General features: G+C 68.3%; 28 protein-coding genes and 1 pseudogene. 14 read left to right on the top strand and 15 right to left on the bottom strand.

The features are described 5' to 3' along the window. Window positions 1-210 precede the first annotated feature (210 nt). The gene (locus AB0C30_RS02085; RefSeq protein ID WP_357938615.1) at window positions 211-1,401 is read left to right on the top strand and encodes an ankyrin repeat domain-containing protein; all 1,191 of its coding nucleotides are present in this window, start codon (window positions 211-213) and stop codon (window positions 1,399-1,401) included. Between the two features lie 726 nt (window positions 1,402-2,127). Here the strand turns inward: AB0C30_RS02085 and AB0C30_RS02080 are convergent. Then, complete coding sequence (locus AB0C30_RS02080) at window positions 2,128-3,183, bottom strand: DUF6461 domain-containing protein (RefSeq protein WP_357938613.1); 1,056 nt, start codon at window positions 3,181-3,183, stop codon at window positions 2,128-2,130. A 608-nt stretch (window positions 3,184-3,791) separates the two neighbouring features. Here AB0C30_RS02080 and AB0C30_RS02075 point away from each other — a divergent pair. The 3 genes from AB0C30_RS02075 to AB0C30_RS02065 all read left to right on the top strand — a co-directional run bounded on the left by AB0C30_RS02075 (window position 3,792) and on the right by AB0C30_RS02065 (window position 5,398). Further along, window positions 3,792-4,541 carry an SDR family oxidoreductase gene (locus AB0C30_RS02075; protein WP_357938611.1) on the top strand — a complete coding sequence of 250 codons (750 nt, stop codon included), beginning with the start codon at window positions 3,792-3,794 and terminating at the stop codon, window positions 4,539-4,541. Window positions 4,542-4,733: 192 nt separating this feature from the next. Next, window positions 4,734-5,168, top strand: coding sequence for an Rrf2 family transcriptional regulator (locus AB0C30_RS02070; RefSeq protein ID WP_357938609.1), 435 nt, complete (start codon window positions 4,734-4,736; stop codon window positions 5,166-5,168). A 26-nt stretch (window positions 5,169-5,194) separates the two neighbouring features. Then, a complete protein-coding gene (locus AB0C30_RS02065; RefSeq protein ID WP_357938607.1) occupies window positions 5,195-5,398 on the top strand; it encodes a nuclear transport factor 2 family protein in 204 nt (67 codons plus the stop codon). 279 nt (window positions 5,399-5,677) lie between these two features. Here the strand turns inward: AB0C30_RS02065 and AB0C30_RS02060 are convergent, their stop codons facing one another. The 7 genes from AB0C30_RS02060 to AB0C30_RS02030 all read right to left on the bottom strand — a co-directional run bounded on the left by AB0C30_RS02060 (window position 5,678) and on the right by AB0C30_RS02030 (window position 11,820). Further along, the gene (locus AB0C30_RS02060) at window positions 5,678-6,637 is read right to left on the bottom strand and encodes a C-terminal binding protein (protein WP_357938605.1); all 960 of its coding nucleotides are present in this window, start codon (window positions 6,635-6,637) and stop codon (window positions 5,678-5,680) included. 26 nt (window positions 6,638-6,663) lie between these two features. After that, on the bottom strand, window positions 6,664-7,323 hold the full coding sequence (locus tag AB0C30_RS02055; protein WP_357938603.1) for a hypothetical protein: 660 nt from the start codon (window positions 7,321-7,323) through the stop codon (window positions 6,664-6,666). A 50-nt stretch (window positions 7,324-7,373) separates the two neighbouring features. After that, window positions 7,374-8,066: an HAD family hydrolase gene (locus AB0C30_RS02050; RefSeq protein WP_357938601.1), complete on the bottom strand. Its 693-nt coding sequence runs from the start codon at window positions 8,064-8,066 to the stop codon at window positions 7,374-7,376. Window positions 8,067-8,145: 79 nt separating this feature from the next. Continuing rightward, window positions 8,146-8,949 carry an amino acid ABC transporter ATP-binding protein gene (locus tag AB0C30_RS02045; protein WP_357938599.1) on the bottom strand — a complete coding sequence of 268 codons (804 nt, stop codon included), beginning with the start codon at window positions 8,947-8,949 and terminating at the stop codon, window positions 8,146-8,148. Window positions 8,950-8,976: 27 nt separating this feature from the next. Beyond that, window positions 8,977-9,726, bottom strand: a complete 750-nt coding sequence (locus tag AB0C30_RS02040) for an amino acid ABC transporter permease (protein ID WP_357938597.1) — start codon at window positions 9,724-9,726, stop codon at window positions 8,977-8,979. A gap of 29 nt (window positions 9,727-9,755) precedes the next feature. Then, window positions 9,756-10,673 (bottom strand): transporter substrate-binding domain-containing protein, encoded by a 918-nt coding sequence (locus tag AB0C30_RS02035; protein ID WP_357938595.1) that lies wholly within the window; start codon window positions 10,671-10,673, stop codon window positions 9,756-9,758. 100 nt (window positions 10,674-10,773) lie between these two features. After that, complete coding sequence (locus AB0C30_RS02030) at window positions 10,774-11,820, bottom strand: LacI family DNA-binding transcriptional regulator (RefSeq protein ID WP_357938593.1); 1,047 nt, start codon at window positions 11,818-11,820, stop codon at window positions 10,774-10,776. Window positions 11,821-12,092: 272 nt separating this feature from the next. Here AB0C30_RS02030 and AB0C30_RS02025 point away from each other — a divergent pair, with 272 nt between their 5' ends. The 4 genes from AB0C30_RS02025 (at window position 12,093) to AB0C30_RS02010 (ending at window position 15,021) form a co-directional block, all read left to right on the top strand. Beyond that, a complete protein-coding gene (locus AB0C30_RS02025; protein WP_357938591.1) occupies window positions 12,093-12,479 on the top strand; it encodes a metalloregulator ArsR/SmtB family transcription factor in 387 nt (128 codons plus the stop codon). Then, entirely contained in the window at window positions 12,476-13,228 is a 753-nt protein-coding gene (locus AB0C30_RS02020; RefSeq protein WP_357938589.1) for a cation transporter, read from the top strand. Before AB0C30_RS02025 ends, AB0C30_RS02020 begins: the two co-directional genes overlap by 4 nt. Beyond that, on the top strand, window positions 13,225-13,575 hold the full coding sequence (locus AB0C30_RS02015) for a DUF3703 domain-containing protein (RefSeq protein WP_357938587.1): 351 nt from the start codon (window positions 13,225-13,227) through the stop codon (window positions 13,573-13,575). Before AB0C30_RS02020 ends, AB0C30_RS02015 begins: the two co-directional genes overlap by 4 nt. A gap of 417 nt (window positions 13,576-13,992) precedes the next feature. Next, window positions 13,993-15,021: a cation diffusion facilitator family transporter gene (locus tag AB0C30_RS02010; protein WP_357938585.1), complete on the top strand. Its 1,029-nt coding sequence runs from the start codon at window positions 13,993-13,995 to the stop codon at window positions 15,019-15,021. A 70-nt stretch (window positions 15,022-15,091) separates the two neighbouring features. On the opposite strand, the gene AB0C30_RS02005 is transcribed toward AB0C30_RS02010, so the two are convergent. The 6 genes from AB0C30_RS02005 to AB0C30_RS01980 all read right to left on the bottom strand — a co-directional run bounded on the left by AB0C30_RS02005 (window position 15,092) and on the right by AB0C30_RS01980 (window position 18,461). Further along, window positions 15,092-15,397, bottom strand: a complete 306-nt coding sequence (locus AB0C30_RS02005) for a hypothetical protein (RefSeq protein ID WP_357938583.1) — start codon at window positions 15,395-15,397, stop codon at window positions 15,092-15,094. A 225-nt stretch (window positions 15,398-15,622) separates the two neighbouring features. Continuing rightward, entirely contained in the window at window positions 15,623-16,237 is a 615-nt protein-coding gene (locus tag AB0C30_RS02000) for a vitamin K epoxide reductase family protein (protein ID WP_357938581.1), read from the bottom strand. Next, a complete protein-coding gene (locus AB0C30_RS01995) occupies window positions 16,234-16,881 on the bottom strand; it encodes a DsbA family protein (protein ID WP_357938579.1) in 648 nt (215 codons plus the stop codon). Before AB0C30_RS01995 ends, AB0C30_RS02000 begins: the two co-directional genes overlap by 4 nt. A gap of 26 nt (window positions 16,882-16,907) precedes the next feature. Continuing rightward, entirely contained in the window at window positions 16,908-17,084 is a 177-nt protein-coding gene (locus AB0C30_RS01990) for a hypothetical protein (RefSeq protein ID WP_357938577.1), read from the bottom strand. Between the two features lie 85 nt (window positions 17,085-17,169). Then, on the bottom strand, window positions 17,170-18,102 hold the full coding sequence (locus tag AB0C30_RS01985) for a M56 family metallopeptidase (RefSeq protein WP_357938575.1): 933 nt from the start codon (window positions 18,100-18,102) through the stop codon (window positions 17,170-17,172). Then, window positions 18,099-18,461 carry a BlaI/MecI/CopY family transcriptional regulator gene (locus AB0C30_RS01980; protein ID WP_357938573.1) on the bottom strand — a complete coding sequence of 121 codons (363 nt, stop codon included), beginning with the start codon at window positions 18,459-18,461 and terminating at the stop codon, window positions 18,099-18,101. The genes AB0C30_RS01985 and AB0C30_RS01980 overlap by 4 nt, the downstream gene beginning before the upstream one ends. A gap of 162 nt (window positions 18,462-18,623) precedes the next feature. Between AB0C30_RS01980 and AB0C30_RS01975 the strand changes: the two genes are divergently transcribed. From AB0C30_RS01975 to AB0C30_RS01965, 3 genes are all read left to right on the top strand, one after another. After that, window positions 18,624-19,004 (top strand): metalloregulator ArsR/SmtB family transcription factor, encoded by a 381-nt coding sequence (locus tag AB0C30_RS01975; protein WP_357938571.1) that lies wholly within the window; start codon window positions 18,624-18,626, stop codon window positions 19,002-19,004. Then, window positions 19,004-19,903, top strand: a complete 900-nt coding sequence (locus AB0C30_RS01970; RefSeq protein ID WP_357938569.1) for a cation diffusion facilitator family transporter — start codon at window positions 19,004-19,006, stop codon at window positions 19,901-19,903. The genes AB0C30_RS01975 and AB0C30_RS01970 overlap by 1 nt, the downstream gene beginning before the upstream one ends. Window positions 19,904-20,102: 199 nt before the next feature. Continuing rightward, window positions 20,103-21,647, top strand: coding sequence for a CARDB domain-containing protein (locus tag AB0C30_RS01965; RefSeq protein ID WP_357938567.1), 1,545 nt, complete (start codon window positions 20,103-20,105; stop codon window positions 21,645-21,647). 245 nt (window positions 21,648-21,892) lie between these two features. Here the strand turns inward: AB0C30_RS01965 and AB0C30_RS01960 are convergent. Further along, window positions 21,893-22,243, bottom strand: a pseudogene (locus AB0C30_RS01960) (permease); the annotation flags it as partial. A 289-nt stretch (window positions 22,244-22,532) separates the two neighbouring features. Between AB0C30_RS01960 and AB0C30_RS01955 the strand changes: the two are divergent. From AB0C30_RS01955 to AB0C30_RS01945, 3 genes are all read left to right on the top strand, one after another. Next, window positions 22,533-23,021, top strand: a complete 489-nt coding sequence (locus tag AB0C30_RS01955; protein WP_357938566.1) for a hypothetical protein — start codon at window positions 22,533-22,535, stop codon at window positions 23,019-23,021. A gap of 118 nt (window positions 23,022-23,139) precedes the next feature. Further along, the gene (locus AB0C30_RS01950; protein ID WP_357938564.1) at window positions 23,140-23,712 is read left to right on the top strand and encodes a helix-turn-helix domain-containing protein; all 573 of its coding nucleotides are present in this window, start codon (window positions 23,140-23,142) and stop codon (window positions 23,710-23,712) included. A gap of 57 nt (window positions 23,713-23,769) precedes the next feature. After that, window positions 23,770-24,792, top strand: coding sequence for a hypothetical protein (locus AB0C30_RS01945; protein ID WP_357938562.1), 1,023 nt, complete (start codon window positions 23,770-23,772; stop codon window positions 24,790-24,792). The last annotated feature ends 44 nt before the right edge of the window (window positions 24,793-24,836 follow it).

The following is a 24,836-nucleotide window of genomic DNA, read 5'->3' as shown; positions in this document are numbered from 1 at the left end:
CGGGTCTCGGAAGTGTCGACTCCTCAGATCTATCACTCTCTGTAGTTAATCAGCGACATATAGTTAGATTGCGTTGCCGAGCCTCGCTGGTGGACCGCTTCCAGCGGCTTAAAGCCTGTACGGAGTTGAGATCACAGGGATGGTCACAGTGCTGAGCCGAGATCGAGGATCAAGCTGAACAGTGGGGCATACGGGCTCTAGCATCCGATCATGGATGATCCGGCCGCTGCTGTGCTCGACGCCGTAGCCAGAGGCGACTCAGCCGCTCTCATCAGACTGTTCGCGCAGAACGTCGATCCCGCCGTAAGCGGCGAATTCCACCTGGTGGCGTATGACGCGGCGGACACCGGCCAGATCGATCTGGTGCGGCCATTCCTGGATGCGGGCCTGCCCGTGGACGCCGAGGTCAGTTCATCGGGGTGGACGCCGCTCATGTGCGCGGTCGGTGCCCGCAGCCTTCCGCTGGTGGAATTCCTGATCAGCGCGGATGCGGACGTCAACAGGACCGGGCGCGGGGCAGAGGCGGCCACGGTCCTGACCCTGGCCCTGGAACTTGCGGAGTCGCAGGCGATCGTATCGGCGCTGCTGCGCGCGGGCGCCGACCCGAACCTGTCCCGGCCGGACGGCTGGACGCCACTGATGCTGGCCGCCTTGGAGGGGGATGTCGAGGTCATCCAAGCCCTGGTGGCGGCCGGCGCGGACGTGCTCGCGTCCAAGGACGATGGGAAGGTCACGGCGGCCGGTGTCGCCGACAGGGAAGGACACAGCGATGCCGTACGCGTGCTGCGCGAGCTGGGCGCGGCCGACCCGGTCGACCTGTGCGCCGCACGGCTGACCCGCTTGGTATCGGAGATATCCGCCTGGCTCGCCGAGCACGCGCGTCCCGACCACGCATCACTGGTCAAGGCCCGAGGCGCCGCGGACCCAGCGGCGGTGGCCGAACTCCAGGCGGCGATCGGAGAGCCGCTGCCCGCCGACTTCCTGGCGTACCTGCGGCTGTTCGGCGGCCACGGTGGACTGCCCTACTACGAGTACGAGGGGATGTCGGTCGAGCAGATGCTGAGCCGGTGGCGGAGCCTCAAAGAGCTGCACGATCAAGGGATTTTTGACGACCTGGAACCCCGCGAACTCGACCCGATCGAGGGCTATGTGCGGTACGTGTGGTGGCACCCGGGCTGGATACCGTTCGCCGAGGACAGCGGTGGCAACTTGTTCTGCATCGATCTCGCGCCCGATGACATCGGACGCCGTGGCCAGGTGATCCAGTGGGAGATCCACGGCGGCCCGTTCGGCCCGCAGGCCCAGTCATTCGAGGACCACCTGCGCGGACACCATGACGTGCTGGTCAGCCGGCGGCACACCCGTGATGAGGAGGGACGGCTGGAACGGCCCTGGCCCTAAGGTCAGCATTCATGCAGACGTCGTCTCCCCAGGGCTAGGGCCCTGTTGGCCCCGCACTCCGGGGTCAGCTTGCATCGATCATCCCCGGTCCAGGTCTCGGCGAGATCCTTACACCTGGACGAAGGGTCGTACCGCTGATCGATCCGGGTCAGGGTAGAGCTGTCTCGATAGTGGCGGCTGTAGTCGGCGTGGCGTTGGTGGCGGGAGTTGTCTAGGTGCTGGGCCCGGGGGCGCACTGGGTGCTGGAGCACGTCGATGGGGTGGCGGTCGGTGGATCGGCGGGGTTGACCGGCAAGGACCTGGCGGCCGCCCTGGACGCGGTCCGCGGCCGGGTGCTGGCCCTGGCTACCGGTCTGGCCGCGCTGGTCCGCGATCTACTACACCGCGCGCAACGCCAACACCGCCCGGCGCACCTTCCAGCTCGGCGAGCGCGGCCATGTGACCGACCGCTACGGCAAGGCCATCGAGCAGCTCGGCAGCACCCAGGCCCCGGTCCGCCTCGGTGGTTGTACGCCCTGGAGCAGCTCGGCCAGGACAATCCTGACCCCGAGTTGCGGCAGACGATCGTGGATGTGATCTGCGCGTACCTAAGAATGCCCTACTCCCTGCCCTCAGAGGCGACCGGTCCAGTTGAACCCGCCGTGCCACGCACCGCCCTCGGCGGCCCCCACTCGGGTCCGTACAATGAGCCCCAAGGTAGCTCTGAGTGACGAAGCGATCCCAGCCCTACTTCTGAAGCTGTTCCAGCACTGCCATGAGCGCGCCCACCCGGCGGCCGCCCCGGTCGCCCAGTCGAAGCATGCCGATCCGCCAGATCGCATCCCGGGCCGCGGCCAGGGCGTCCTCATCGACCGAGGCCTCAAGGACGCTCGACGCCTGGTACCGCGCGCGCCAGCGTTCCACGGTCTCAACGGAAGCATCGGCCGGCGGCCTCTGGGCCAGCAGTTCCTGGCTGAGAAGACGTACTTCGGCGCGGAGCTCGGCGAGAACGGCCGGGCTCGGCGCCCCCGCCAGAGCGGCCAGAACACGGTCGGCCACCGGCACGTGCAGGCCGCTCAGCTCGCACGCGGTCTCCGCCACCAGCGCGGCGATCTCACGCGCGCGACCGGGGCCGGGAGCGGCGATGAGGTCGGCCACGCGTGGGTCGCCGGCGAGATAAGCGAGATGGTCGCGCTCGTCCTGGCCGGACAGAACCGCTCCGGCCGGTTCCGCGTACGCGTCCAGAACGGCGCTCTGGTGCTCCGCGGCCAGCCACTCCGCCTCCAGACGCCCGCCGGCGAGCATCTCGCCCAAGGTCAGGGCCGCGCTGCGGAGATCGTCCTGTTCCGCCAGCTCGGGCCAGGCCGACAGCACGTCGGGCAGGTCTTCGAGGTCTTCCAGCTCTTCGGGGTCGAACAGATCCGCCGTGACGAGGACGCGACCGTGCTCGGCATAGGCAAGTTGCCCGTCCCCGTTGGCGTTCCAGAACACGCTGAGCGCCCGCCCTTGCCGCGCCAACCGGGCCAGAACCTCTGGACGCGTCCCTTGAAAGCCATTGGGCTCGACCAGGACGGTCCAGGATCCCAGGCTTCCGGCCATCGCCGCGCCGGCCCGAGCGGGAATCGCGTCGTAGGCCGCCTCTACGGTCTGCGCGAAAGTGCGCCTGCCCGAGCCGTCCTCCTGCCCTCCCGCCGCGACGAGCGCCTCAGTGGCCGGCATGCACTCGATCCACGTGACGCACAACGGCACGTCCAGGTTCTCCTCCAGCAGCTTGCGATAGTGCGTCAGCGCATCGGAGTCCAATGTCGTCTCCCGGCAAAGAGAAAGGGCCCGGCCCACCGGAAAAGCCGGAAGCCGGGCCACACCTTATGCGACACGGTTACGCCCGAACCACCAGCCCATTCAGGATCCCGCGGTGGAGTTGTCGGTCGCCAGAATCGCGCGAGCCGAATAGTTGGTGCCCGCCAGTGACGCTCCTTGGCGAGTGGCGGAGAAGGGGAACTCATCGCACGATCGGGTGATCGTGTTTCCCTGGGGGTCCTTAAGGTTCTGGGTGTGAGCGACTGCAAGCGGACGGGTTTGTGATGGAGTCCAACCCGCTGCGTGGCATCACCTCGACACCACCTACGTCGCCAGCGTGATCCGTGGACGTGACCTCGCCGAGAAAGTGACAGCGGCCGACGGGGTGCGGTCCCTGGTTCCTCCGGCGGCTGTGGTGCTCGCAGGGTTCGGCGATGCGCGGGCGGACGTCGAGCAGGCTCATGTGCTGGGAGCCGCGCCCTGCCCATGACCAGGGCGGATAGTTTGACATACTTGTCGAAACAATTATTGTTACAACGGCTGTCACCGTGTCGCGGTGCTGGCCAAGCCGCAAAACCAGTTACTTCCACATCGACAACAGGAGTGCAGTCATGGGTCAACTTGAGGGCAAGACAGCTGTCATCACCGGCGCCACCACCGGTATCGGCCTGGCCGCCGCCCGGCGCTTCGCCATGGAGGGAGCCCACGTGTTCATCACCGGCCGCCGCCAGGACGTCCTGGACTCCGCGGTCGCCGAGCTCGGCTCCAACGTCACTGGTGTGCGTGCCGACGTGTCAGATCTGGCCGACCTCGACCGGCTGTACGCAGCGGTCGCCGAGCGCGGCCGCCCGGTGGACGTGCTGTTCGCCAACGCCGGTGGCGGTGAGTTCGCTCGCCTGGAGCAGATCACCGAGCAGCACTTCGACACCACCTTTGGCAGCAACGTGCGCGGCATGCTGTTCACCGTGCAAAAGGCCCTGCCGCTGCTGGCCGACGGAGCCTCGGTGATCCTGACCGGCTCCACCGCAGCCACCAAGGGCGCCGAGGCGTTCGGCGTCTACGCGGCATCGAAGGCCGCCGTCCGCTCTTTCGCGCGCACCTGGGCGAACGAGCTCAGGGACCGCGGTATCAGGGTCAACACCCTCGTGCCCGGCCCGATCGAGACTCCCGGTATCACCGGTCTGGCCGCCAACGAGGAGAAGGCGCAGCAGCTCAAGGCCCACCTCGCCAGCACCGTGCCGCTGGGCCGGATGGGCCGCCCCGAGGAGTCCGCCGCGGCCGCACTGTTCCTGGCCTCCGACCAGAGCACCTTCACCACCGGCAGCGAACTGTACGTCGACGGCGGCCTCAACCAGCTCTGACATCGAGGGGCGGCAGGAGGTGGCGGCCTGGCTGAACGCGGTGATCTACCAGTCACTGCTGGGGCTGCTGACCTCACCGGCCTGCGCATCGGCGAAGCGATCGCGCTGGACGCGGCCGCCGAAGGAACAGGGATGGAGGCTTGACGCCGATAGTAGCAATAATTAATGTTACGACGCCGAGGAGGTGGCGGAGTGGGCGCCAACAGCAGACTTACCATCGCGGTCCATGCGCTGACCTGGATGGAGGTGCACCGACGCCAGGGGAACGAGATCTCCACGTCGGAGCAGATCGCGGGAAGCGTCAACACCAATCCCGTGGTCATTCGCCGACTCCTGGGAGAGCTGCAGAAGGCTGGCCTCGTGGAATCCCGCCGTGGCGCGGGAGCCGGTTGGACGTTGACCCGCGAACTGGAGTCGATCACACTGCTCGACGTCTATCGGGCGGTGGAGCCTGGCGTTCTGTTCGCGATGCACCGGTCGACGCCGAATCTGGAGTGTCCGGTGGGTGTAGGCATCCAACCGGCCATGCAGGAGATCTACGACCACATTGAGGAGACCCTGCGAGCCGAACTCGCCCGCACCACCCTCGTCGAGGTAATGCGGGAAGTACTGGCCGGCGCCGACTGAGGCTGTTCGTCGCGAGCAGGGCCGAGATGTCGATCGACAAGATCCTCATCGCCGGCTCCGACGCCGTCGTCCTGGCCCATTTGGGGCAGACGGTCGCGAGCAACGGCCGCCAGTTCCGCATGCCCGTCGCCTTCCACTTCACCGTGACGGACGGCCTGATCACGCGCATGCACTTGTACGAGGACACCTTCCTCGTCGTGAAGTCACTGGGCATTCTCGACTCACAGTGACGGCTTCGGGGTACACCGCCCGCTTCTCGCGTTCGGCCAGGGCCCGGTAGATGCTGCGCCCACCAAGGCGGTCCACAGCACCCGGTCGGTACGGATGCCGGCCGCCCTGGCCGCGTCCACGTTGCCGCCGATGGCGTACAGGGCACGGCCGTTTGGGTTATGAGGGACTCATTGAGCACTTCCAGGGGCGGCCGATCGCACCCTGGAAGGTCACGAAAGCGCCCGCGAGAACGACACGACCATCGGCGGCGCCACCGTCACCCGCCAGGTCTCCATGAGTCAGTCGGTGTCGAGCGGCTGGTTCACCGCGTTGCGCGGGCGTAGCCCGCTCAGCGCGGCACGGACCTCGGTGAACACCCCATGGGTGAGGTCCGCCAGCGACTCCTCGGAGTAGAAGCCCGCGTGCGGGGTCACGATCACGTTCGGCAGACCAAGAAGCTCCTCGTGGACCTGCGGAGGTTCGGCCGCCAGGACGTCGAGGGCCGCGCCCGCGATCCGGCCGGCCCGCAGTGCCGCCACCAGTGCCTCCTGGTCGACGAGGCCGCCCCGTGCGGTGTTGACCAGGTAAGCAGTGGGTTTCATCGCCGCCAGCCGCGCGGCGGAGATGACGTGCGTGGTGGCGGGCGTCAGTGGGGCGTGCAGGCTGAGCACGTCGGCTTCGGCCACCAGCCGCTCGAGCGGCACCAACTCGGCGGCCCCCGCGCGAGAATCTCCAGGGTCGATCACCGGATCGGTCGCCAGGACGCGGAACCCGAGCGCGGCGGCTCGGACAGCGACCGCATGGCCGGCATGGCCCATACCGAGCAGGCCGAGGACCTGCCCCCGGGTACGCCGGAGCGTACCGGCCTGGCGGTAGTCCCATCCGCCACCCCGTACATGATCGTGATATCTGACGATGCCCCGGGTCGAAGCCAGGATCAGCGCCACGGCGTGGTCGGCCAACTCCTCCACACAGTAGGACGGCACCCGCGACACATAGATCCCGGCCGCCGTCGCGGCGGGCACGTCGATGTTGTCGACGCCCACGCCGTACTCGCAGATCAGCCGGCACCGCTCCAGCCCCGCCACCAGCGCGGCGGGCACCGGAACGGTGTCGGTGACGATCACGTCAGCCGAGCGGCACAGCTCGAAGGCGTCGTGACGCCCGGAGGCGTCGATCAGCTCGGCCTCCGGGCCCACCAGGGCGGGATCCAGCCCCTGCGGCTCCGGGTGGTCGAGCACCACCACCCTTTTCAGCATTGCCATCATTGTCCCTTCCGGAAAACTCAGAGGATCTCGTGCTTGCGGAAGGCGTCGACGATTCCCATACCGGTCCGCAAGTCGTGACGCATGGCGTCTTCGCGTGCCAGCTTGTCCCGGACCGCCGAGACGATCGGCTCGATCGCCTCGGCGGGCACCACCACGATCCCGTCGGCGTCGGCGACCACCAGGTCGCCCTGACGCACGGTGACCCCGCCGCACTCGACATCCGTGCCCAGGCTGTCGACGTCGAGCCGTCCCAGGCTGTCGAGCGGGTTGAAACCGGCCACGAAGGACGGGAAGTTCATCTCGGTCAGGGCGTGCGAATCGCGTGCGTAGCAGTCGCCGACCAGTCCCACCGCGCCCTTCCTGGCAGCGGCCGTGGCCAGCAGTTCACCCCAGAACCCGGCCTTTCGAGCGTGCGACACGACCAGCAGGTCACCTGGGCGCAGCCCGTCCACCGCGGCCAGCTCGTTCGTGTAGTAGTTCGCGGTGTCGGCGGGCTTGGCTTCGACCTCCACCACGTGCATGGTGGCGGCGAAGCCGGCCACCCGGAAGTCCGGGGACACGGGCCGGATGTGCGGCGCCATCACCGCACAGGGGAGCCCCGCCTGGTCGAGGCAGTCCGCGACGGGGGCGGAGCGCAGCTCGGCCAGCGCCGCCAGGAACGCGCTATCTCTGGTCATGGGCAGTTCTTCTCCTTGCGTCGGGGGGTGGGGGCGCCGGGATCCGGGTCTCATCGCAGCGGGTCGATGCCGGGCGCCGCTCCCATGTCCAGGGCGCGCCCTACGACGTCCGCCAGATCCTTGGCATCCGGAACGGCGATCGTGGCGAGCGAGGGGTCATGGCCACTGCGGTCCCGGTCGATCCACACGCGCGGCAGTCCGAGCCGGGCGGCGGACACGATGTCGGCCATCCAGCTGTTGCCGACGTGCACCCAGTTCGACGGCCCCGCGCCGGTACGGGCGGCGAACTCGCGGAAGTGGTTCAGCACCGGCTTGTAGGAACGGACCTGCTCCGCGGTGACCACCTCGTCCAGCGGTTGACCGAGCGTACGGGCCGAGTGGGCGAACAGGTCGTCGTCGCAGTTGGTCAGTACGGCCGGCCGCCATCCGGCCAAGCGCAGCCCGGCCAGGGCATCGGAGGCGTCCGGGAAGGCCGGCAACCGATCCCAACCGTCCGCGAGCAGGTCGTGCTGCTCGGCCGTCAAGGGGATCAGCTCCCGGGCGGCAGCCTGTTGCAGCGTTTGTGAGAGCACCTGCCGGTAGGACAGATGCGGCTGCCGGGCGGCGATCGGCGGTTCCAGGTAGGCGAGCGCGTCGACGAGCGCGTCGGTGCGCTCGCCGGCGAGCGGCTGGACGATCTCGGCCAGACCTGCCTTCCAGTTCATCAGCGTGCCGTAGCAGTCGAAAGTAACCCAGCGATCCATCTCATCTCCTTTTTGGTTCCCGCTCGGGACGTGCTCGGCCGCGCGGCTGTCAGGCGGGTGTCGTCGCGGCCACGAAGGGTCAGTGAACGGTGTGCGGCTCGGTTTCCATGCCCGTGATGAAGGCGCGTGTACGCGGGTGCTGCGGGTTGCCGATCACCTCCTGGGCGTCCCCCTCCTCGACGATGACGCCGTCGTCGAAGAACGCCACGCGGTCGGCGACGTCCCTGGCGAAGCCCAGTTCGTGGGTGACCACCACCATGGTCATGCCTTCCGCCGCCAGCTCCTTGATGACGCCCAGAACCTCGCGGGTGGATTCGGGATCGAGCGCGGAGGTGGGTTCGTCGAAGAGCAGCGCGACGGGGTTCAGCGCGAGGGCCCTGGCTATGGCCACGCGCTGCTGCTCCCCGCCCGACATGGTGTCCGGGGTCCGCAGCGCCTTGTCCGCGAGGCCGACCCTGTGCAGCATCCGCAGCGCCTGGTCGACCGCTTCGGGCTCGGGCACCTCGGCGCCGTGCACCAGCGGCAACACCACGTTCTCGGCGGCCGTCAGGTGGGGGAAGACCTGGAAGTTCTGGAAGACCATGCCGACCCGGCGGCGCAACCGTACGAGATTCTGGCCCCGAACGGCCGCACCATCGGCGAAAATCGTCTCGCCCTCGATCTCGATCGTGCCGCTCGTCGGGCGTTCCAGAAGATTGACGCAGCGAAGTACGGTGCTCTTGCCTCCCCCGCTGCGGCCCAGGACGCTCATGACCTCGCCGTGGCGGATGTCCAGGGCAACGCCCTTGAGCACTTCGTGGCCGCCGAAGCTCTTGCGCAGACCGCGCAGCCGGATCGCCGGCGATTCGCTCTCCACCACCGGTCGGGAAGGGGACGTGCTCATCACAGCTTCTTTCGTGTGGATTCGGTGTCAGGACCGGCTGGACGCGTACAGGGCCGTGCCGTCCTGTTGCGCCTGCCGGATCAGGCCACACACCCGGCGGCGGCTGGGCGACAGCGCGTCACCGGCGTGCATCCGGCGCTCAAGCCGCAGCATGAGGCGTGACAGCGGAGCGCACAGGGCGAGGTAGATCAGACCGATCACGATGTAGACCTGCAGGGCGCGGAAGGTGTCCGACGCGATGAGCGTGCCCTGTGTCATCAGCTCGCCACCACCGATCGCGACCATGAGCGAGGTGCCCTTGAGCAGGTCGACCATCATCGTGCTGGTGCCGGGGACCGCGATCCGCGCGGCCTGGGGCAGTATCACGTGCCGCAACGTCCGGCCGGATGACAACCCCAGCGCGTAGGCGGCCTCACGCTGGGCCTTGGGTACGCCACGCAGGCCGGCTCGGAAGATCTCGGAGAGGTAGGCGCCGTAGAACAGGGCCAGCCCCAGGCTCCCCGCCTGGAAGGCGCTGAGGTTGACGCCGACCGAGGCCAGGCCGAAGTACAGGATGTAGAGTTCGGTGATCAGCGGGAGGTTTTTGAACGTCTCGGTGTAGATCTGCGCTGCCGCGCTGACCGGTCTGAACTTCGCCAGCCGGGCCAGCGCCGTCACCAGGCCGATGACGGCCGCCGCCACGAAGCTGACCACGGTGTAGCTGAGAGTGCTGAGAAACGCGGCCCACAGATCCGGCACGTAGTCGGCCCACGGCACGCCCTGGAACAGGTCGTTCATGCGTCATCCTCCTTACGAGCGCCCTCTGATCAGGGAATGCTCGGAGCTTTCCAATCCGCGGGCCGATCCGTCGCGCGCCGCTGGGCGCTGAACTCCCGGTAGGGCTTGAGCATCGTCTCCGGATCGCCGCCGTACTTACGGACGATCTGGCCGGCCTCTCCCGACGCGTAGAACTCGCGGATGATCTTGCTGAGCTTGCCCTCCAACGCGCTCTCGGCCTTGTTGAGGTACCACCCCGTCATGAGCGGGAGGAATGCCGAGTACTGGGGCTGGGCGGCGAGTTGTGCCGCGTCCGGTGGGGTGAGCGGCACGACATCGTAAGTGGACTTCGGGTCCCGCTGCCGGGAGTAGGAGACAGTGAGCGGGTCGAGGAAGGCTACGTCGATGCGGCCGGCGTTCAAATCTTGCAGCGTGTCCTGATAAGTCGGGTATGTGTGGACTTTCGCGCCCGGCACCTTCTGCAGGGCCGGAACGTAGACGAAGCCCTGACCGGTGCCCAACTGCTTGCCCTTCAGCCCGTCGACGGTCGTGACCTTCAGGCCTTGCCGCTCAGCGAGCACGACCGGCGAGTAGAAGGGCGGGTCGGTGAAGATCCCTTCCTGCGCCCGCTCGGCTTTCCAGAAGATGTCGCCGATCCCGATGTCATAGCGGTGGGCCTGGACGCCGGCCATCAGGCCGGTGAAGTTGACGGTGTACGGCTTCACTTCCAGGCCGAGCTTGTCCGCTGCCTTGTTGAACAGCTCACCGTCGAGGCCGATGAGCTTGCCGTTCTGTACGCCGATGTAGGGCATCGTGGGGACGATCGCCACCTTGACCACGCGGGCGCCGGAACCTTCTTCGGCGGCGGAGCCGGTGGTCCCGCAGGCGACGAGCAGAGTCGCGAGCGAGACGCCCGACATGATGGCAAGGCTCCGTCGCATCTGGCCGATCGTGGTCCGGGCGCGCATGTCGTCTCCTTCTAGCAGCGAGGCTTCTAGAACGTTAAAGCTTCGATGTCCAGGATGCTAACTGTTGCTACTAGAACGTTCAAGGGGGTGCGGGCGATTATCAGGCAGACGCGCGGAGAACCAGCTGATTGCTCAGGACCACGTGGGGCTCGCTGATGGGCCGCCCGGCCAGGCGGTCGAGCAGCAAACCAGCGGCCTTCCGGCCCATCTCGTACGCGGGAACACGGACCGTGGTCAGTGGTGGATCGACGAAGCGGGAGAACTCGAAGTCGTCGAACCCGCAGATGGCGACGTCATCCGGAACCCGGCGCCCGAGTTCCCTGGCCGTGTGAATGGCTCCGATGGCCAGCACGTCGCTGGCGCACATGATGGCCGATGGCGGATCGGCCAGCTCCAGCAGCCGGCGGGCCATCCGCTCGCCGCCATCCGCCTGCCAGGTCGCCTCGAAGAGCTCCAGGTGCGGCGACACGCCGCGCCCGGCGGCGGCCAAGGCGTCCCGGTAACCGAGGTGACGCTGCTCCACCACCGCCCACGGCAGCTTCGCCGCGATGAACGCGATCCGCTGGTGCCCCGCGGCCAGCAGATGCTCGGTAAGCCTGCGCGCGCATTGACGCTCGTCGGTCCGTACCGAGAGCAGCGCCGTATCGTGGACGACCTCATCGAACAAGACGAACGGCACGCCCGTCCCGGCCAGCTGCCCGATGTAGTCCTGCCGCAGCCCTGGTTCGCCGGACATCAGCACGACCGCGCCGTCCACCCGGCCCGCGTGCAGCGGACGCACCAGCGAACGTTCGGCCGCAAGGGGGCGCTCGGCGCGCAGCAGCAGCTCATAGCCCTCGTCGCGGGCGATGTCCCCCACCCCCGCGACGAGCAGACTGGTCAGCGGGTCGGCCATGAAGCTCGGAGCCTCATCGAGAAGCAGAAAGCCGAACGTCCGCGTGCTCGACGAGCGCAGCCCACGAGCCGCGGCGTTGGGGTGGTAGGCCAAGTCCTTCATCGCCTGCTCCACCCGCGCCCGCGTCTCGGGGGTCATCTGGCTGGACCTGTTGTGCAGCACGTTGGAGACGGTCTGCATGGAGACGTTGGCCAGCTTGGCCACGTCGCGCACCGTCGGCCGACGGTTGCCCGGATTAGATGACTGAGCCATGGTTACTTGAACGTTACAGATTCCGTAGCACGCGGACAAATCGCTGAGCCTGGATGAGCGCTTCGGGGCGGCGGCAGGAAGCCCAGACGGGGGATGAGCGCTTGAGCGCATGCCTGCCTCCACACGCCAAGACCTGGCCGACCGCCTGCAAGCATTCACCCTCGCCGCGACACACCACTGGCCCTCCACCGGTCCGTGATTGGTACATCGCCCTGCCAGGCGATCTTGATGGGCCTTGCGCTGACATGCCCCTATCGGGATATCATCGCTATATGGCGATTGATTCTGAAAGTGGCCGGTGCGTCAGCGCTGACATCGCCGCCGGCATCTCTCCGGCGGCGGCGCTGTTCCACTCTCTGGCCGATGAGACCCGGCTGCGCATCGTGCAGCGGCTCGCGCGCGGCGAGGCCCGCGTCGTGGATCTGACCAGCCAGCTCGGGCTGGCCCAGTCCACGGTGTCCAAGCACCTGGCCTGCCTGCGCGACTGCGGCCTGGTCGACTACCGGGCCGAAGGACGGCAGTCGTTCTACAGCTTGACCCGGCCCGAGCTGATGGACCTGCTGGCCTCGGCCGAGCACCTGCTGGGCGCCACCGGCCACGCTGTGGCGCTGTGCCCGGTCTATGGTGTCGAGAGCGGCGACGGGGTAGCGCTGTCATGAGCGCCGTGAACCTGCCCGGCATCGGCATGCCCCCGGCTCCCGACCCAGCCCGGCGCGCCATGCTGCGGCGCCGAATCCGGCTGCTGGTGGCAGCGACCATCACCTACAACGTGATCGAAGCCATCGTGGCGATCACCGCGGGCACCATCGCCTCCTCCGCCGCGCTCATCGGGTTCGGCCTGGACTCGATCGTGGAGGTCGCCTCGGCTGCCGCGGTGGCCTGGCAGTTCTCCGTCGCCGACCACGAGAGGCGGGAGAAGGTGGCTCTGCGCGTCATCGCGATCTCGTTCTTCGCGCTGGCCGCGTACGTGAGCTTCGACGCCGTACGGGCGCTGCTCGGCGTCGGCGAGGCCGAGCACTCCACGCCCGGCCTCATCTTGGCCGCGCTCTCTCTGGCGGTCATGCCGTTCCTGTCGTACGCCCAGCGCCGCGCCGGCCGCGAGCTCGGCTCGGCCTCGGCCGTTGCCGACTCCAAGCAGACCCTGCTGTGCACCTACCTGTCCGCGGTGTTGCTCGTGGGGCTGGCGCTCAACAGTCTGTTCGGCTGGTCCTGGGCCGATCCGATCGCCGCCCTGGTCATCGCCGCGGTCGCGGTCAAAGAGGGCCGCGAGGCCTGGCGCGGCGACGCCTGCTGCGCCATCCCCGCCGCCACGGCACTCACCCCGGCCGCCGGCGCCGCCGAGCCCGCCGCCGGACCCGACGGCTGCGCCAGTGGCTGCTGCTCGTCCGCACAGGAGGAATCCCGATGATCGGCCGTCCGATGCCCAGCCGCGTGCGGGCCGCCTACCGCACCGAGATGCGCGCCGCCCGCACCACCACCGGCCCCGAGGCCAGGTGGCGGCATCTGGAACGGGCGCACATCATCTCCCAGCCCTGGCCCTGGCCGCACACGGCCAACCACATCGCCATGTTCGCCCTGGCCGTCCGCCTGCGCGACCGGCGCGAAGCCCTCGGGCAGGTCGTGCGCATCATCGTGGCCGCGCCAGGCTCGGCGCTGGGCCGCTACCCCGAGGGCAACACCGGGCGCGCCATGGTGGGACTGACCCAGCCCATGCCGATGCCCGCCGACCTGGCCGAGCTGCTCCAGACCGCCTGAACCGGCCGGAGACGCCGATCACGGACACGACGCGGGCACTTCGCCTCCACTGTGCCGGCCGCCCGGCCGGACTGACCCGGCTCCTCCCTCGGCTCCCGTATGTCACGACGCGCCGTGCGGGAGTCATCGGCTCATAGCAGCACGCCGGTGACCATACCGAGCAGGATCGGCACGCTCCGGTGGCGGGGTCGTCGTACGCGGGCAACGGTCAGCCGCGGCCAGGATCCGACCGGCTTCCACCGAGAGTAGTCGACACACCACGAAGCGCTTGAACATCTGATGTGATGTTCATATGTAGAAGCGAGAGAGTTTGGCGCCCTGACGCATTGACGGCGGGTCCCTGGCATCGCAATCATGTGCATATATGAACACTTGGGCAGATGTCGATGTGACGACGTTCTACAAGGAGCTCAGCGCATGTCTGATCAACACACGCACGACCGAACCCACGGCCATGGGCATGGGCATGGGGTCAGCGCGCAAGCGGACCGGCGCTATCTGAGCGGTGCGCTCGCCCTGATCGTCGGTTTCATGGCCGTCGAGGTGGTGATCGGCCTGATCGCCGGCTCCCTGGCGCTGATCTCCGATGCCGGTCACATGCTCACCGACGCGATGGCGCTCATGTTCGCGCTGATCGCGATGCGGATCGCGGCCCGCCCGCCCCGCGGCGGCTTCACCTACGGCCTCAAGCGCGCCGAGATCGTCTCCGCCCAGGTCAACGGCATCACCCTGCTGCTGCTCGCGGCCTACTTCACCTTCGAGGGCATCCGCCGCCTGATCGAGCCGGGCCAGGTCGAGGGCCTGTTCGTGGTGGTCACCGGGCTGGCCGGCATCGCCGTCAACGTAGCAGCCACCTGGCTGCTGTCCAAGGCCAATCGCTCCAGCCTCAATGTCGAGGGCGCCTTCCAGCACATCCTCAACGACCTGTACGCCTTCATCGCCACCACCCTCGCCGGGCTCGTCGTCTGGCTGACCGGCTGGACCCGCGCCGACGCCATCGCCGCCCTGGTGGTCGCCGCCCTGATGCTCAAGGCCGGCTGGGGGCTGGTCCGCGACTCAGGACGGGTGTTCATGGAGGCCGCACCGCCCGAACTCGACCCGGCCGAGGTCGGCCGCCAGATCGTCGCCCTGGACGCCGTCGTCGAGGTGCACGATCTGCACATCTGGGAGGTCACCTCCGGATACCTCTCCCTGTCGGCCCACGTGCTGGTGACCCCGGGAGCCGACTGTCACGCCGCCCGCATGGCCGTCGAGGGCTACCTCAATGACGAGCACGGCATCGAGCACACGACCCTGCAGATCGACCACGCCACCTCCGACACCCACGCCTTCGACGACGGAGCCCTGCGCCGCCTCGTCCAGCACTGCGCCGACCCGCACGGCCCCACCCACCACAGGCTGAGGCCCGGACCGGTGGCGAACGCGGACGGCCACGCCGGCCACTGAAATACCGGGCACGGCCGGGCGGCGACGCGATCCCGGCCGTGCCCGACAGCCGCCTGGCCGGAAAGGGAGATCACGTGCCGGAAGCGCGGTTGGAGCCGCTGCCGTCACTGCTCTGGAGCTCGCCGCCCAGTTTCTTGCGCAAGGTCTCCAGGACGGGAGGCGGGGCTGTGACGACCCACTGGCGTCCGACGAGATCGGTGCCTTTGTACATCAGCGCATAATCCAGCCAGTCTTTCCGCCCCTTTTCCGTCGTGAAGCTGGTGACCGCGTAGTTTCCGTCGGCCGTCTTGCAGATCCCCTGGCGAAGCTCGGCGGCCTTGGTCCGCATCTCGGGCTTGCAGCCGAGCTTCGCGGCGAGGTCCTCGGCGCTCAGCACCGCATTCTGGTAGAGAGGGTTAAGCCGCAACCTTGGGCTGGTCGTTAGAACCGCACCCGGCGACGAGAACGAGCGCGGCCAGAGCGGTGATAGCGCATTTCAACGGAGCAGACATGGCGTAGCCTCCCAAACTGCGATCGATGGGAGATACGTCAAGGGACGGGCGCCAGTTCGGCGCCTGAGCAACTTTTTCTACAAGCTATAGAAGTTCAGGCGTGCGCCCTGTCAAAGGCTGCCTGCCCACTGTGTCCAGTACGTCCAGAACCGCTGGAGAATGAGCCCAGCGATGACGAGCCCCCAAGCCATCACCACGACCGTGTGATAGCGCGCGGCCACCGCCGCGAGGTTGCGTACGGCGGAGGGGAGCCGGATCCGGCCCGCCTCGACGTTGGCCAGGCTCACGTACCAGAAGACGACGACTGTGGCCACCCAGACGAGCATGCAGTACGGACACAGCGCGCCGATCCGGTACAGCGATTGGAAGATCAGCCAGTGCACGAAGACGACGCCCGCCCCGGAGCCGAGGTGCAGGCCGTGCCAGAACCACGCGCGAAAGCGGGCACCGGCCAGGAGAGCCATGCCGACGGCGAGCACCAAGGGGAAGGCGGCGATGCCGATCAACGGGTTGGGGAAGCCGAAGACCGAGGCCTGCTCGGTTCTCATCACCGAGCCGCAGCTGATGATCGGATTGATGCTGCAGGCAGGGACATGGTCGGCGTTCGCCGCCAGTTTGAGCCGCTCGACGATGAGCAGGAACGCCGCACCGAATCCCAGTACCCCGCCCAGGACGAGAACGTACGGCAGCGAGCGCGTGACGATCGAGCCGGGGACCGCCGTCATGACGTCAGAGCCGCGTCGATCTTGGCCTTGAGGTTGTCGTAGCTGGGCTCGACATCCAGCGGCGCGCCGTTGAAGAAGATCGTCGGCGTGCCCTGCACGCCGAGCGCGAGTCCGTCACCCTGGTCCTTCTTCACCCGTTCGGCGGTCTTCGCGGCATCGAGGTCGCGCTTGAAGACAGTCATGTCGAGGCCGGCCTGTTTGGCCAGATCCAGGAAGAACGACTCCTTCGATGCGCTTGCCTCACCCCACTGCGCCTGGGTTTGGAACAGCTTGGCGTACATCACCTCGAGCTTGCCCTGCTGGGCCGCGGCCTCGGCGACGCGTGCCGCCAGTTCGCCATTGCGGTGGCCGGGCATCGGGAAGTAGCGGACGACCAGGTTGATCCGCCCGGCGTACTCGGCACGGATGCGTTCCATGTGCGGAAAGACCGCGCCGCAGGCCTCGCACTCGAAGTCGAGGAACTCGACCAGCGTGACCTTGCCGTCGGGGGCCGTTGCGAGCCGGTGGCTGTCTTCTCGTACCAGGAACCGCTCCGGGACGGTATCCGTACCGGATGCGGACGCCGGCGCGTTGGCGGGCTCGGGGCCGAACATCGCGACCGCTCCCACGATCAGCGCCACGATCAAAGCCGTGACCGCGCCCATGCCGAGGGTTACCTTCAGGTTCGTCGTCATCTTCCGCTCTTCGGGATGGTGCGGGTTTCCGCGGCGCCGCGGGCCGCGAGCATGCCCGCTCCGGTCAGCGAGAGGCCGATCATGATGGCCCGGCGCCGCAGCTCCTCTCTCCGTTGGCGGGCCCGCAACACGGAGAGCCGCTCCTTGATCGAGCCCTGCGGCTTCTCGCCCATCCGACCTCCTCCGACCGCTAGCTTCTACGCCTTGTAGAACTTCTACCGTACGTCGAATATATAGAGGTCATAAGGCGAGACGCGGTCAGAGCGTGATGCACACCAGCGGCGCGACCAGCACGGCCACCGGGCCACTGAGCAGGAGGCCGGCGGTCGAGTACGCCGCTGCGGGCACCCAGCGAGGCTGCGCGCGTTCGCCGAGCAGTCGGTTCAGGCGCTCGACGACTCCCGCGTCGGCCAGGGAGAGCGCGGCGAGACCCGGGCCGGATTCGGCGGTCGCCATGCGGACAAGAGCGCGCGCCAGAGGCAGCGCGCCGTGCGCCCGGCACGCGTGATCGTCGGCGATCATCTCCACCAGCACCGCGACCGCGTGCCGCGCCGTCCGGGCGGAGGCCAGCCATGGGAACGCGTGCACCAGTGCGACGAAAGGCAGCAGCGCCAGGTCGTGGTGGCCCCGGGCGTGGGCCCGCTCATGCCCGAGAACGGCCTGCAACTCCTTCGGAGCCAGCAGCTCCAGAGTGCCCCGGCTCAGCACGATCCGCCGGTCTCTGCCCGGTACGCAGTAGGCGACATGTTCGGAGACAGGCAGCACATAGACGTCATGCGCCGGTGAATGATCAGCGACCACGTCGACCAGCAGGCGCTGCCGGCGTCGCTCCCGGATCGTCTTGGTGGCGACGCGCACCGTGTGGATGACGAGCCAGCCCATCAGGCCCGCCGACCAGGCCAGGGCCAGCAGATGCACCGGCCCGAGCCCGTCAAGGCCATGCCCGCTGACGATCTGGCTCACCAGGGTGTGCGCTCCGTGCGGAAACACCGCGGCCAGCGGCGCGACGGCGCCCACCAATCCGAGACCGACCGCGCTCAGACCGGCGGCCAGCCCGATCGCCTGCCACAGCGCCAGCGCCGCGCGGGGGCAGCGGTGCGTCCACGCCGCCCCGGCCAGCCTGCGCGCGGCCCGGTCGCCGAGCGCCACCGGTAGCAGCGCGATCCCGGCCACGACCAGCCAGGCGATCATCGCGCCGATCCGCCCCGCTCGCCCAAGGCCGCGCGCAAGGCGGCGGCCACCTCCGGCGTCACCGTTCCGACGAAGCGTTGCACGGCTGCCGCGACGTCGCCGGCCTCGTTCAGGGCTGCGCGCATGGCCTCGGCGACGAAGGCGTCCTTGTCCGCGGTGGCCCTGTACAGGTGTGCTCGTCCGATGCGCTCGCGGGAGACCATGCCCTTGTTCGAGAGCCGCATCAAGACGGTCAACACCGTCGTGGTGGCGGGCCGGGACGGCAGCTCCGCGGCGAGGACGTGGGCGAACATGCCCTCGGGATGCTCCCACAGGGCTTCCATGACCGATCGCTCCAGGTTGCCGAGCTGCACCGTCACCCCTCCTGCCCGCGTTCTACTCAAAGTAGAAGACTACCGGCACTGCCCTTAACGGCCGCGCTGTGCGACATATGCCGGCAAAGACCGCGCGCTTGACATGCCGTCCAGGCGACGCTTTATCTTGCTCATATGAATGCTTCTTCAGATGAGGGTGTGTTGGCGATGGACGGTTGTGCCGCCAAAGTGGTCGACGCCGATCGCGTAGCCGCGGTCTGCGAGCGGATGCCGGCCGCCGAGGATCTCACCGACACCGCCGACATCTTCGGGCTGCTGTCGGACCCGAACCGGCTGCGGCTCCTGGTCGCCCTGCTGGACGGCGAACTGTGCGTGTGCGACCTGGCCGCCGTGACCGGCCAGAGCGAGTCCGCCGTCTCCCACGCCCTGCGACTGCTGCGCGCCCACCGCATCGTCGCCGCGCGCCGCTCCGGCCGGATGGCCTACTACCGTCTGGAAGACCCGCACGTACGCATGCTGCTCGACCTGGCGCTCGCCCACACCGAGCACACCGACGCCATCCATCCCGAACGTGGCGGGAACACTTGATGGGCGTGGGACACGGGCACGGGCACGCGGGCGGCCGCCATCGCTGGCGGCTGGCGGTCTCCTTCGCGCTGATCGGCGCGTACTTCGTGGTCGAGCTCGCCTTCGGGCTGATCTCGGGCTCGCTGGCGCTGATGTCGGACGCCGGGCACATGGCGGCCGACGTCGTCACCCTCGGCGCGGCCCTGGTCGCCACCAGGATCGCCACCCGCCCCGACACCACCGGCCGCCGCAGCTACGGCTCCTACCGGGCCGAGGTGTTCGCCTCCCTGCTGGCTGTGATCATGATGCTGGGCGTCGCCCTGTACGTGGTCGCCGAAGCCATCGGCCGCATCGGCGGACCCGCCGAAGTCTCCACCGGTCCGATGCTCGTCGTGGGCGCGATCGGACTTGCGGTGAACCTGATCGCACTGCTCCTGTTGCGCTCCGGAGCAAGTGAGAGTCTCAACGTCAAGGGCGCCTACCTGGAGGTCGTCGCCGACACCGCCGGCTCGGTCGGCGTCATCATCGCGGGCTGGCTCGTCGCGACGACCGGCCAGGCGTTCTGGGACACCGTCGTCGCCCTGGCCATCGGCGTCTTCGTGGCCGTACGCGCTGTCTCGCTCGGCCGTCAGGTCTTCGCCGTCCTCGGTCAGCACGTCCCCGAAGGTCTCGACGCCGCCGCCGTGGCGGCCGACCTGGCCGCCATTCGCGGCGTACGCGATATCCACGACCTGCACCTGTGGACCCTCACCTCCGGTATGAACGTCGCCACCGCCCATCTCGTCACCGTGGACCAGGAGAACAACCACGCCGTCCTGGACCAGGCCCGCGACCTGCTACGACAGCGCCACGGCGTCGCCCATGCCACTCTGCAGGTCGAACCCGTGGACCACACCGGCTGCGACGACCTGGGCTGGTGACCCGCCCAGCCTCTCTTGGCGCACGGGGGCGATGCCGAGGGTCGTATACGCGCTGAACAAGATCACCCCAACTGTTGGTGCGACCGTACGTGTCGCGTGCCGCCGCGTGCCCTCGTCGGGTGAGGCTACCGTCCGGCGCCGGTGCCGTTTTCCGGTCCGGTGGATGAAGGCAGTGCTCTGCGACGAGAGGAACATCACGATGAGGCGCATCCGAGGGATGTGTTACCCGGTCGCCGCCCTCGCGGCGGCGGCCCTTCCGCTGACGCTGTTCGGCGCGGTCCCGGCTGAGGCCGCACCTGCCGTCACCGCCCCGGCGGTTTCGCGGGTCGCGCCGGATCCCGCCTCATGCCCCGACCAGGTGTCGCTGGTCAACGGCGGTTTCGAGCAGCCGGTCGTCAGCCGCGGGACGTGGGCCTCGTTCCCCGATGCCTCGCAGACCGGCGTGCCGAACCATGTGCCCGGCTGGCTCACCACCGCCACCGACCACATGATCGAGCTGTGGGCCAGCCCGCCGAACCCGGCCAACACCCCGCCCAAGGAGGGCAGACAACTCGCCGAGCTGAACGCCAACCAGGTCTCGACGCTGTACCAGGACCACGCGACCACCCCGGGGGCGAAGCTGTACTGGCGGCTGTCCCACCGCGGCCGGCTGGGGGTCGACTCGATGGCCTTGGACATCGGCGCTCCGGCGTCCCCGGTGCAACAGAGGGTCATGTCGGACGGCACCGGGAGCTGGGGCACCTACTCCGGCATCTACATCGTGCCCGCGGGCCAGACGACCACCAGGTTCGCCTTCCGTTCCGTCTCGGCGGCCGGAGGGAACGCCACCTTCGGCAACCTGCTCGACGACATCTCCTTCGCCACCGCGCCGTGCGTCGTCGTCAGCAAATCCGCGAGCCCGCAGGGGCCGGTCGACGTCGGTGATGTGATCACCTACCGGCTCACCGCGGTGAACAGGGGCGGCGCCCCGGCGGAGAACGTGCGCCTCACCGACACCGTCCCGGCGGGGACCACTTACGTGCCCGGCTCGCTCCAGGTGGTCGACGGCCCGGGCAGCGGGGACAAGACCGATCAGGCGGGCGACGACCAGGGCGAGTTCAACGCCGCGGCCGGCAAGGTCTCCTTCACCCTGGGCAACGGCGCCACCGCCGCGGCCGGCGGCTCGCTGCCCAACGCCGCGAGCCTGCCCGGCGGCACCACCGTGCAGTTCAAGGTCAAGGTCGGCCGGGACGCCGCGGGCGGAGAGGTGACCAACCAGGGGACGGTCGGCTACGAGAACCGGCTCGGTCCGGAGCCGGAGCTGCTGACCTCTACCAGCGGCGACGCCGTTACCAAGGTCAACCCGGCCGTGGACCTGAGCGTGGTCAAGTCCGCCGATTCGACCAAGGTGACCGTGGGCCAGACCGTCACCTACCGCGTCACCGTACGCAACGCCGGCCCGAACGACGCGACGGGGGTCACGGTCAAGGACATGCTGCCGTCCAACCTCACCTTCGTGTCCGCCATGGCCTCCAACGGGACGTACGCGCCGGCCAGCGGGATGTGGACGGTCGGCACGCTGGCCAGTGGCGCCTCGGCCACATTGACCATCCACGCCAAGGCCACAGCGATCGGAGAGACGACCAACGCGGCCACCGCCGACGGCAAGGAACTGGATCTCGATCCCGCCAACGACTCCGACAGCGTCAAGGTCTGCGTCGACCCTGAACCCTTCTGCCCGTACTGCGTCAAGGCGAAGAGCTAGCGACAGGACGCCGGCCGACGCATCCGACCGGAAAGCGTCCCTGCCACCGATCGCCTCGTGGCAGGGACGCGGTCGCCCAGGCCGGGCATCGGTGACTCTGGCGTTCCCGAGGTCGCTCCTGCGGGGCCGCCGGTTCATTCGTACGGCTCGGCCGGTTGGTCGATCTTCGTGACGTCGGTGGCGGTCATGGCGGGGATCACGTACCCGTTGGGGATCTTGCCCTTCCACGGGATCCAGCTGCCGGTGACCGGCACCCCCGCCACAGTCGTCAGCCAGGGCTTGGGCACCAGCACGTTCAGCGTCGCAGCGGCCAGCGCGCCAACGACCAGGAAGCCGCCGGCGTGCAACAGATCGTGGCACATCGCGTCCACGAACGCGCTCCACCGGCCCTGCCCCGGCGAGCTCGTACGGCGAGGCGTCCGCAACCACTCCCCGCGCCCGAACCGCGCCCACATCCAGCCCACCAGCACCGCCACCGCCAGCGAGGCGCCGAACCGGGCCAGCACCATCTCAGGATCGCCGGGAAAGGCCACCGCGGTCGCCACCATCACCACCGGGTTGATGGCGGGTGAGGCCAGCAGGAACCGCCCCGCCACCAACAGCCCGACCAAGACGATGAACGCCCACGGAAGCGGAGAGTCCGCCGACTGTCCACGCCCCTAGGTATCGGGCGGAAGCTCGTCCTCCTGGCCCGGCCAGTTCGTTGCGGTTGGCTGCGTCATGGATCATTCCGACCGGTATCTAGGCAAGTCTGCCGCAGCACAGTAACTGCTTGCGCGACGTTTGTCGCTGAAGCGCCGGATGAGGCTGAGGAGCCGGCCGCCCCAAGCCATGAAGGAACGGCGTGGAACGCCTAAAGGGCAAGACTGCCTTTCAGGGGGATCCATGCGCATCTCAAGACCGCGTCTCTTCACCGTCGCCGCGATCGTCTCACTCACCGCCATGCTCGGCATCCCGACCCCGGCCTCCGCCGACGCCGCCACCGACTCCAGGATTCTGTCGCTCACGTCGAGCTCGCTCTTCGCGCGAGGGGCGTTCGGCAGCCCGTGGAAGGTCGGGGACTGCCATCTGGAGTTTCCCAGTTACGTCTATATCGAGAGCGGCACTACTCGCGTGCACGTGCACGCCGTGAGCGACACCGACTTCACCAAGCACGCCGACGTCTGGCACAGCCAGCTCGTCTTCATGGACGCCCAGCAGCGCGTGGTGGCCAGCGTGGGCAGCACGGGCTCGAGCCCTCTGGACTCGCCCGACATGGTGCCCGCCGAAGGCGACGAGGGACCGAGCATCGTCTACGAATGGGACCACGTCGTGGTGGTGCCGAACGGCATCCCGTCCAGGGCTGTGTTCGTCAGATGGCTCTCAGCCTGCTGAGCACCTCGCACTTTGAGTTGTTCTTCGTGCGTTGCACAACCGGGACTTCACCCATTGCCATGCCCGGCACCAATCTCCTACGCTACTCCGTAATAATGGAATAACGTAGGAGAGCCCGATGAGCGAGGACAGACTCGCCGCACTCGAACGCCGGATCGCCCACCTGGAGAGTCGGCTCGACACCGCCGGCCCACCGCGACGCTCGCCGGAGTCGCCGTCACTCAGCGCGGCGGCCACCGGCATGCTTCGCCAGGCGAAGAAAGAGGACAAGCTCGGGACAGTGGGCTACATCGGAGCCTCACGGCTGGCCGCCGGCGAGACTCTCTGGGACAGGCAGCTCTCCCTCGCCGATCTGCTGTCGGCCGATTGGGCGCCGGTGGCCCACGTCCTGGAGACCCTTGGCAGTCAGCCGCGGCTGGCGCTGCTCGCGGCGCTCCTACGACAGGGGCGGCGGACCAGCACCGACCTCCAAGACTCCCTTGCCGGAGACGGTGAGCAGACCACCAGTGGCCAGCTCTATCACCACCTCCGCGCGCTGCAGAGCGCCAGGCTGATCACGCAACGACGGCGCGGCGAGTACGAGCTGGCGCCTCAGGCCATGCCTCAGGTCGTCAGCATCCTCGCCGCCGCGTTCGACCTGGCCAACGACCCCCCGCTCTTCCCACCTATCGATCTCCCCAGCATGGAATGACCCGGGTTGGCCTGACGGTCGCGGGGTGCTCTCAGCGTCGATCGTTAACCTGCGATCATGTCGTTCATCTATCGATCATCCGGCGCGATCGCGCTCGCTGCCGCCACCGCACTGGCCACCACCACGACCTCGATCGCGCAGGCGCAAGCGGCGCCCACGGCCGCGGCCGACCGGGTCCTGCGCGTCTACAACAACAACATCGAGAACCTGGTGCGAAACAACGCCGACGGCTCCTGCACCCGGATCTCCGGGCCGGATCACCTAACGTCGATGCTGGTCGACGACAACGGCAAGACGGGCACCTCCGGCGTGCAGGCTCCCGATCTCCTGATCGTGCAGCAGGTACGCGGCACCGGACAGGCCACGGCCTACGCCGACCAGCTCTCGGCCAAGTTCGGATATCCGGCGGGCACCTACAAGGCGATCGTGGCCTGGGACGACCCCGAGGCGTGGGGCTCCACGCACAAGTGCGCTCAGCAGGCGCTGGGCGACCTGAAGAAGAAGCAGACCAACGGCATCGTCTACAACACCAGAACGCTGAGCCTGGCGGCGGGCGACATTTCCGCGTATTGGAGTGCGGGCTGGTTAAAGCCCGGGACATCGTACGGCGGCGGAGCCGGGTGCACGCTGTACAAGCCGCCGAGCAACGACGACGGCAGCACCAACGCCTACAAATGGAAGCGTACGAGCGCCATCGCGGCGAAGTTCACGATCAAGGAAACGGGCACCACGGTTTTCGCCGCGACCATGCACCTCCCGGAACAGAACGGAGCGAACGCCTGCGCGGGCGCCGGCGACACGGGCATCGCCAACTCCGGTATCCACGTCGGCGCGGACGCCACCAGCTTGATGAACGCCTCGACGATCCGGGTGATCGGGATCGACGCGAATCGTACGAACATCGCCTCCACGACGCTCAGCGGCTTCGGCATGACCGGCTATGGGGCAAAGGTGACGTCCGGCTCCAGGAAGATCGACTATCTGTTCGTCAAGGGCGCTGTGCAGCCGTCGAGCATCGATCACACGGTGAGCAGCACGAAGTCGAACCATATGGCGCTGTACGGATTCATCACCTACTGAACCGGCCGCCAGTGGCCTGACCCCGCTCGGGTCGAGGTCACGCC

The sequence above is a fragment of the Nonomuraea sp. NPDC048901 genome, assembly GCF_040649695.1.
Taxonomy (GTDB): Bacteria; Actinomycetota; Actinomycetes; order Streptosporangiales; family Streptosporangiaceae; genus Nonomuraea.
Note: the sequence above shows the minus strand (reverse complement) of the source record. Positions and strands in the feature narration are given on the sequence as shown.

Excerpts from the sequence above, each read along its gene's own strand:
- AB0C30_RS01970 (WP_357938569.1), top strand. The coding sequence starts at position 19,004 with ATGGGCGTGGGACACGGGCACGGGCACGCGGGCGGCCGCCATCGCTGG.
- AB0C30_RS02045 (WP_357938599.1), bottom strand. The coding sequence starts at position 8,949 with ATGAGCACGTCCCCTTCCCGACCGGTGGTGGAGAGCGAATCGCCGGCG.
- AB0C30_RS01945 (WP_357938562.1), top strand. The coding sequence starts at position 23,770 with ATGTCGTTCATCTATCGATCATCCGGCGCGATCGCGCTCGCTGCCGCC.
- AB0C30_RS01955 (WP_357938566.1), top strand. The coding sequence starts at position 22,533 with ATGCGCATCTCAAGACCGCGTCTCTTCACCGTCGCCGCGATCGTCTCA.
- AB0C30_RS01975 (WP_357938571.1), top strand. The coding sequence starts at position 18,624 with ATGGACGGTTGTGCCGCCAAAGTGGTCGACGCCGATCGCGTAGCCGCG.
- AB0C30_RS01985 (WP_357938575.1), bottom strand. The coding sequence starts at position 18,102 with ATGATCGCCTGGCTGGTCGTGGCCGGGATCGCGCTGCTACCGGTGGCG.
- AB0C30_RS02050 (WP_357938601.1), bottom strand. The coding sequence starts at position 8,066 with ATGGATCGCTGGGTTACTTTCGACTGCTACGGCACGCTGATGAACTGG.
- AB0C30_RS02000 (WP_357938581.1), bottom strand. The coding sequence starts at position 16,237 with ATGACGGCGGTCCCCGGCTCGATCGTCACGCGCTCGCTGCCGTACGTT.
- AB0C30_RS02015 (WP_357938587.1), top strand. The coding sequence starts at position 13,225 with ATGATCGGCCGTCCGATGCCCAGCCGCGTGCGGGCCGCCTACCGCACC.
- AB0C30_RS02010 (WP_357938585.1), top strand. The coding sequence starts at position 13,993 with ATGTCTGATCAACACACGCACGACCGAACCCACGGCCATGGGCATGGG.
- AB0C30_RS02035 (WP_357938595.1), bottom strand. The coding sequence starts at position 10,673 with ATGCGCGCCCGGACCACGATCGGCCAGATGCGACGGAGCCTTGCCATC.
- AB0C30_RS01990 (WP_357938577.1), bottom strand. The coding sequence starts at position 17,084 with ATGGGCGAGAAGCCGCAGGGCTCGATCAAGGAGCGGCTCTCCGTGTTG.
- AB0C30_RS01965 (WP_357938567.1), top strand. The coding sequence starts at position 20,103 with ATGAGGCGCATCCGAGGGATGTGTTACCCGGTCGCCGCCCTCGCGGCG.
- AB0C30_RS02040 (WP_357938597.1), bottom strand. The coding sequence starts at position 9,726 with ATGAACGACCTGTTCCAGGGCGTGCCGTGGGCCGACTACGTGCCGGAT.
- AB0C30_RS02060 (WP_357938605.1), bottom strand. The coding sequence starts at position 6,637 with ATGCTGAAAAGGGTGGTGGTGCTCGACCACCCGGAGCCGCAGGGGCTG.
- AB0C30_RS02030 (WP_357938593.1), bottom strand. The coding sequence starts at position 11,820 with ATGGCTCAGTCATCTAATCCGGGCAACCGTCGGCCGACGGTGCGCGAC.
- AB0C30_RS02065 (WP_357938607.1), top strand. The coding sequence starts at position 5,195 with ATGTCGATCGACAAGATCCTCATCGCCGGCTCCGACGCCGTCGTCCTG.
- AB0C30_RS01950 (WP_357938564.1), top strand. The coding sequence starts at position 23,140 with ATGAGCGAGGACAGACTCGCCGCACTCGAACGCCGGATCGCCCACCTG.
- AB0C30_RS02020 (WP_357938589.1), top strand. The coding sequence starts at position 12,476 with ATGAGCGCCGTGAACCTGCCCGGCATCGGCATGCCCCCGGCTCCCGAC.
- AB0C30_RS02075 (WP_357938611.1), top strand. The coding sequence starts at position 3,792 with ATGGGTCAACTTGAGGGCAAGACAGCTGTCATCACCGGCGCCACCACC.
- AB0C30_RS02025 (WP_357938591.1), top strand. The coding sequence starts at position 12,093 with ATGGCGATTGATTCTGAAAGTGGCCGGTGCGTCAGCGCTGACATCGCC.
- AB0C30_RS02085 (WP_357938615.1), top strand. The coding sequence starts at position 211 with ATGGATGATCCGGCCGCTGCTGTGCTCGACGCCGTAGCCAGAGGCGAC.
- AB0C30_RS01995 (WP_357938579.1), bottom strand. The coding sequence starts at position 16,881 with ATGGGCGCGGTCACGGCTTTGATCGTGGCGCTGATCGTGGGAGCGGTC.
- AB0C30_RS02055 (WP_357938603.1), bottom strand. The coding sequence starts at position 7,323 with ATGACCAGAGATAGCGCGTTCCTGGCGGCGCTGGCCGAGCTGCGCTCC.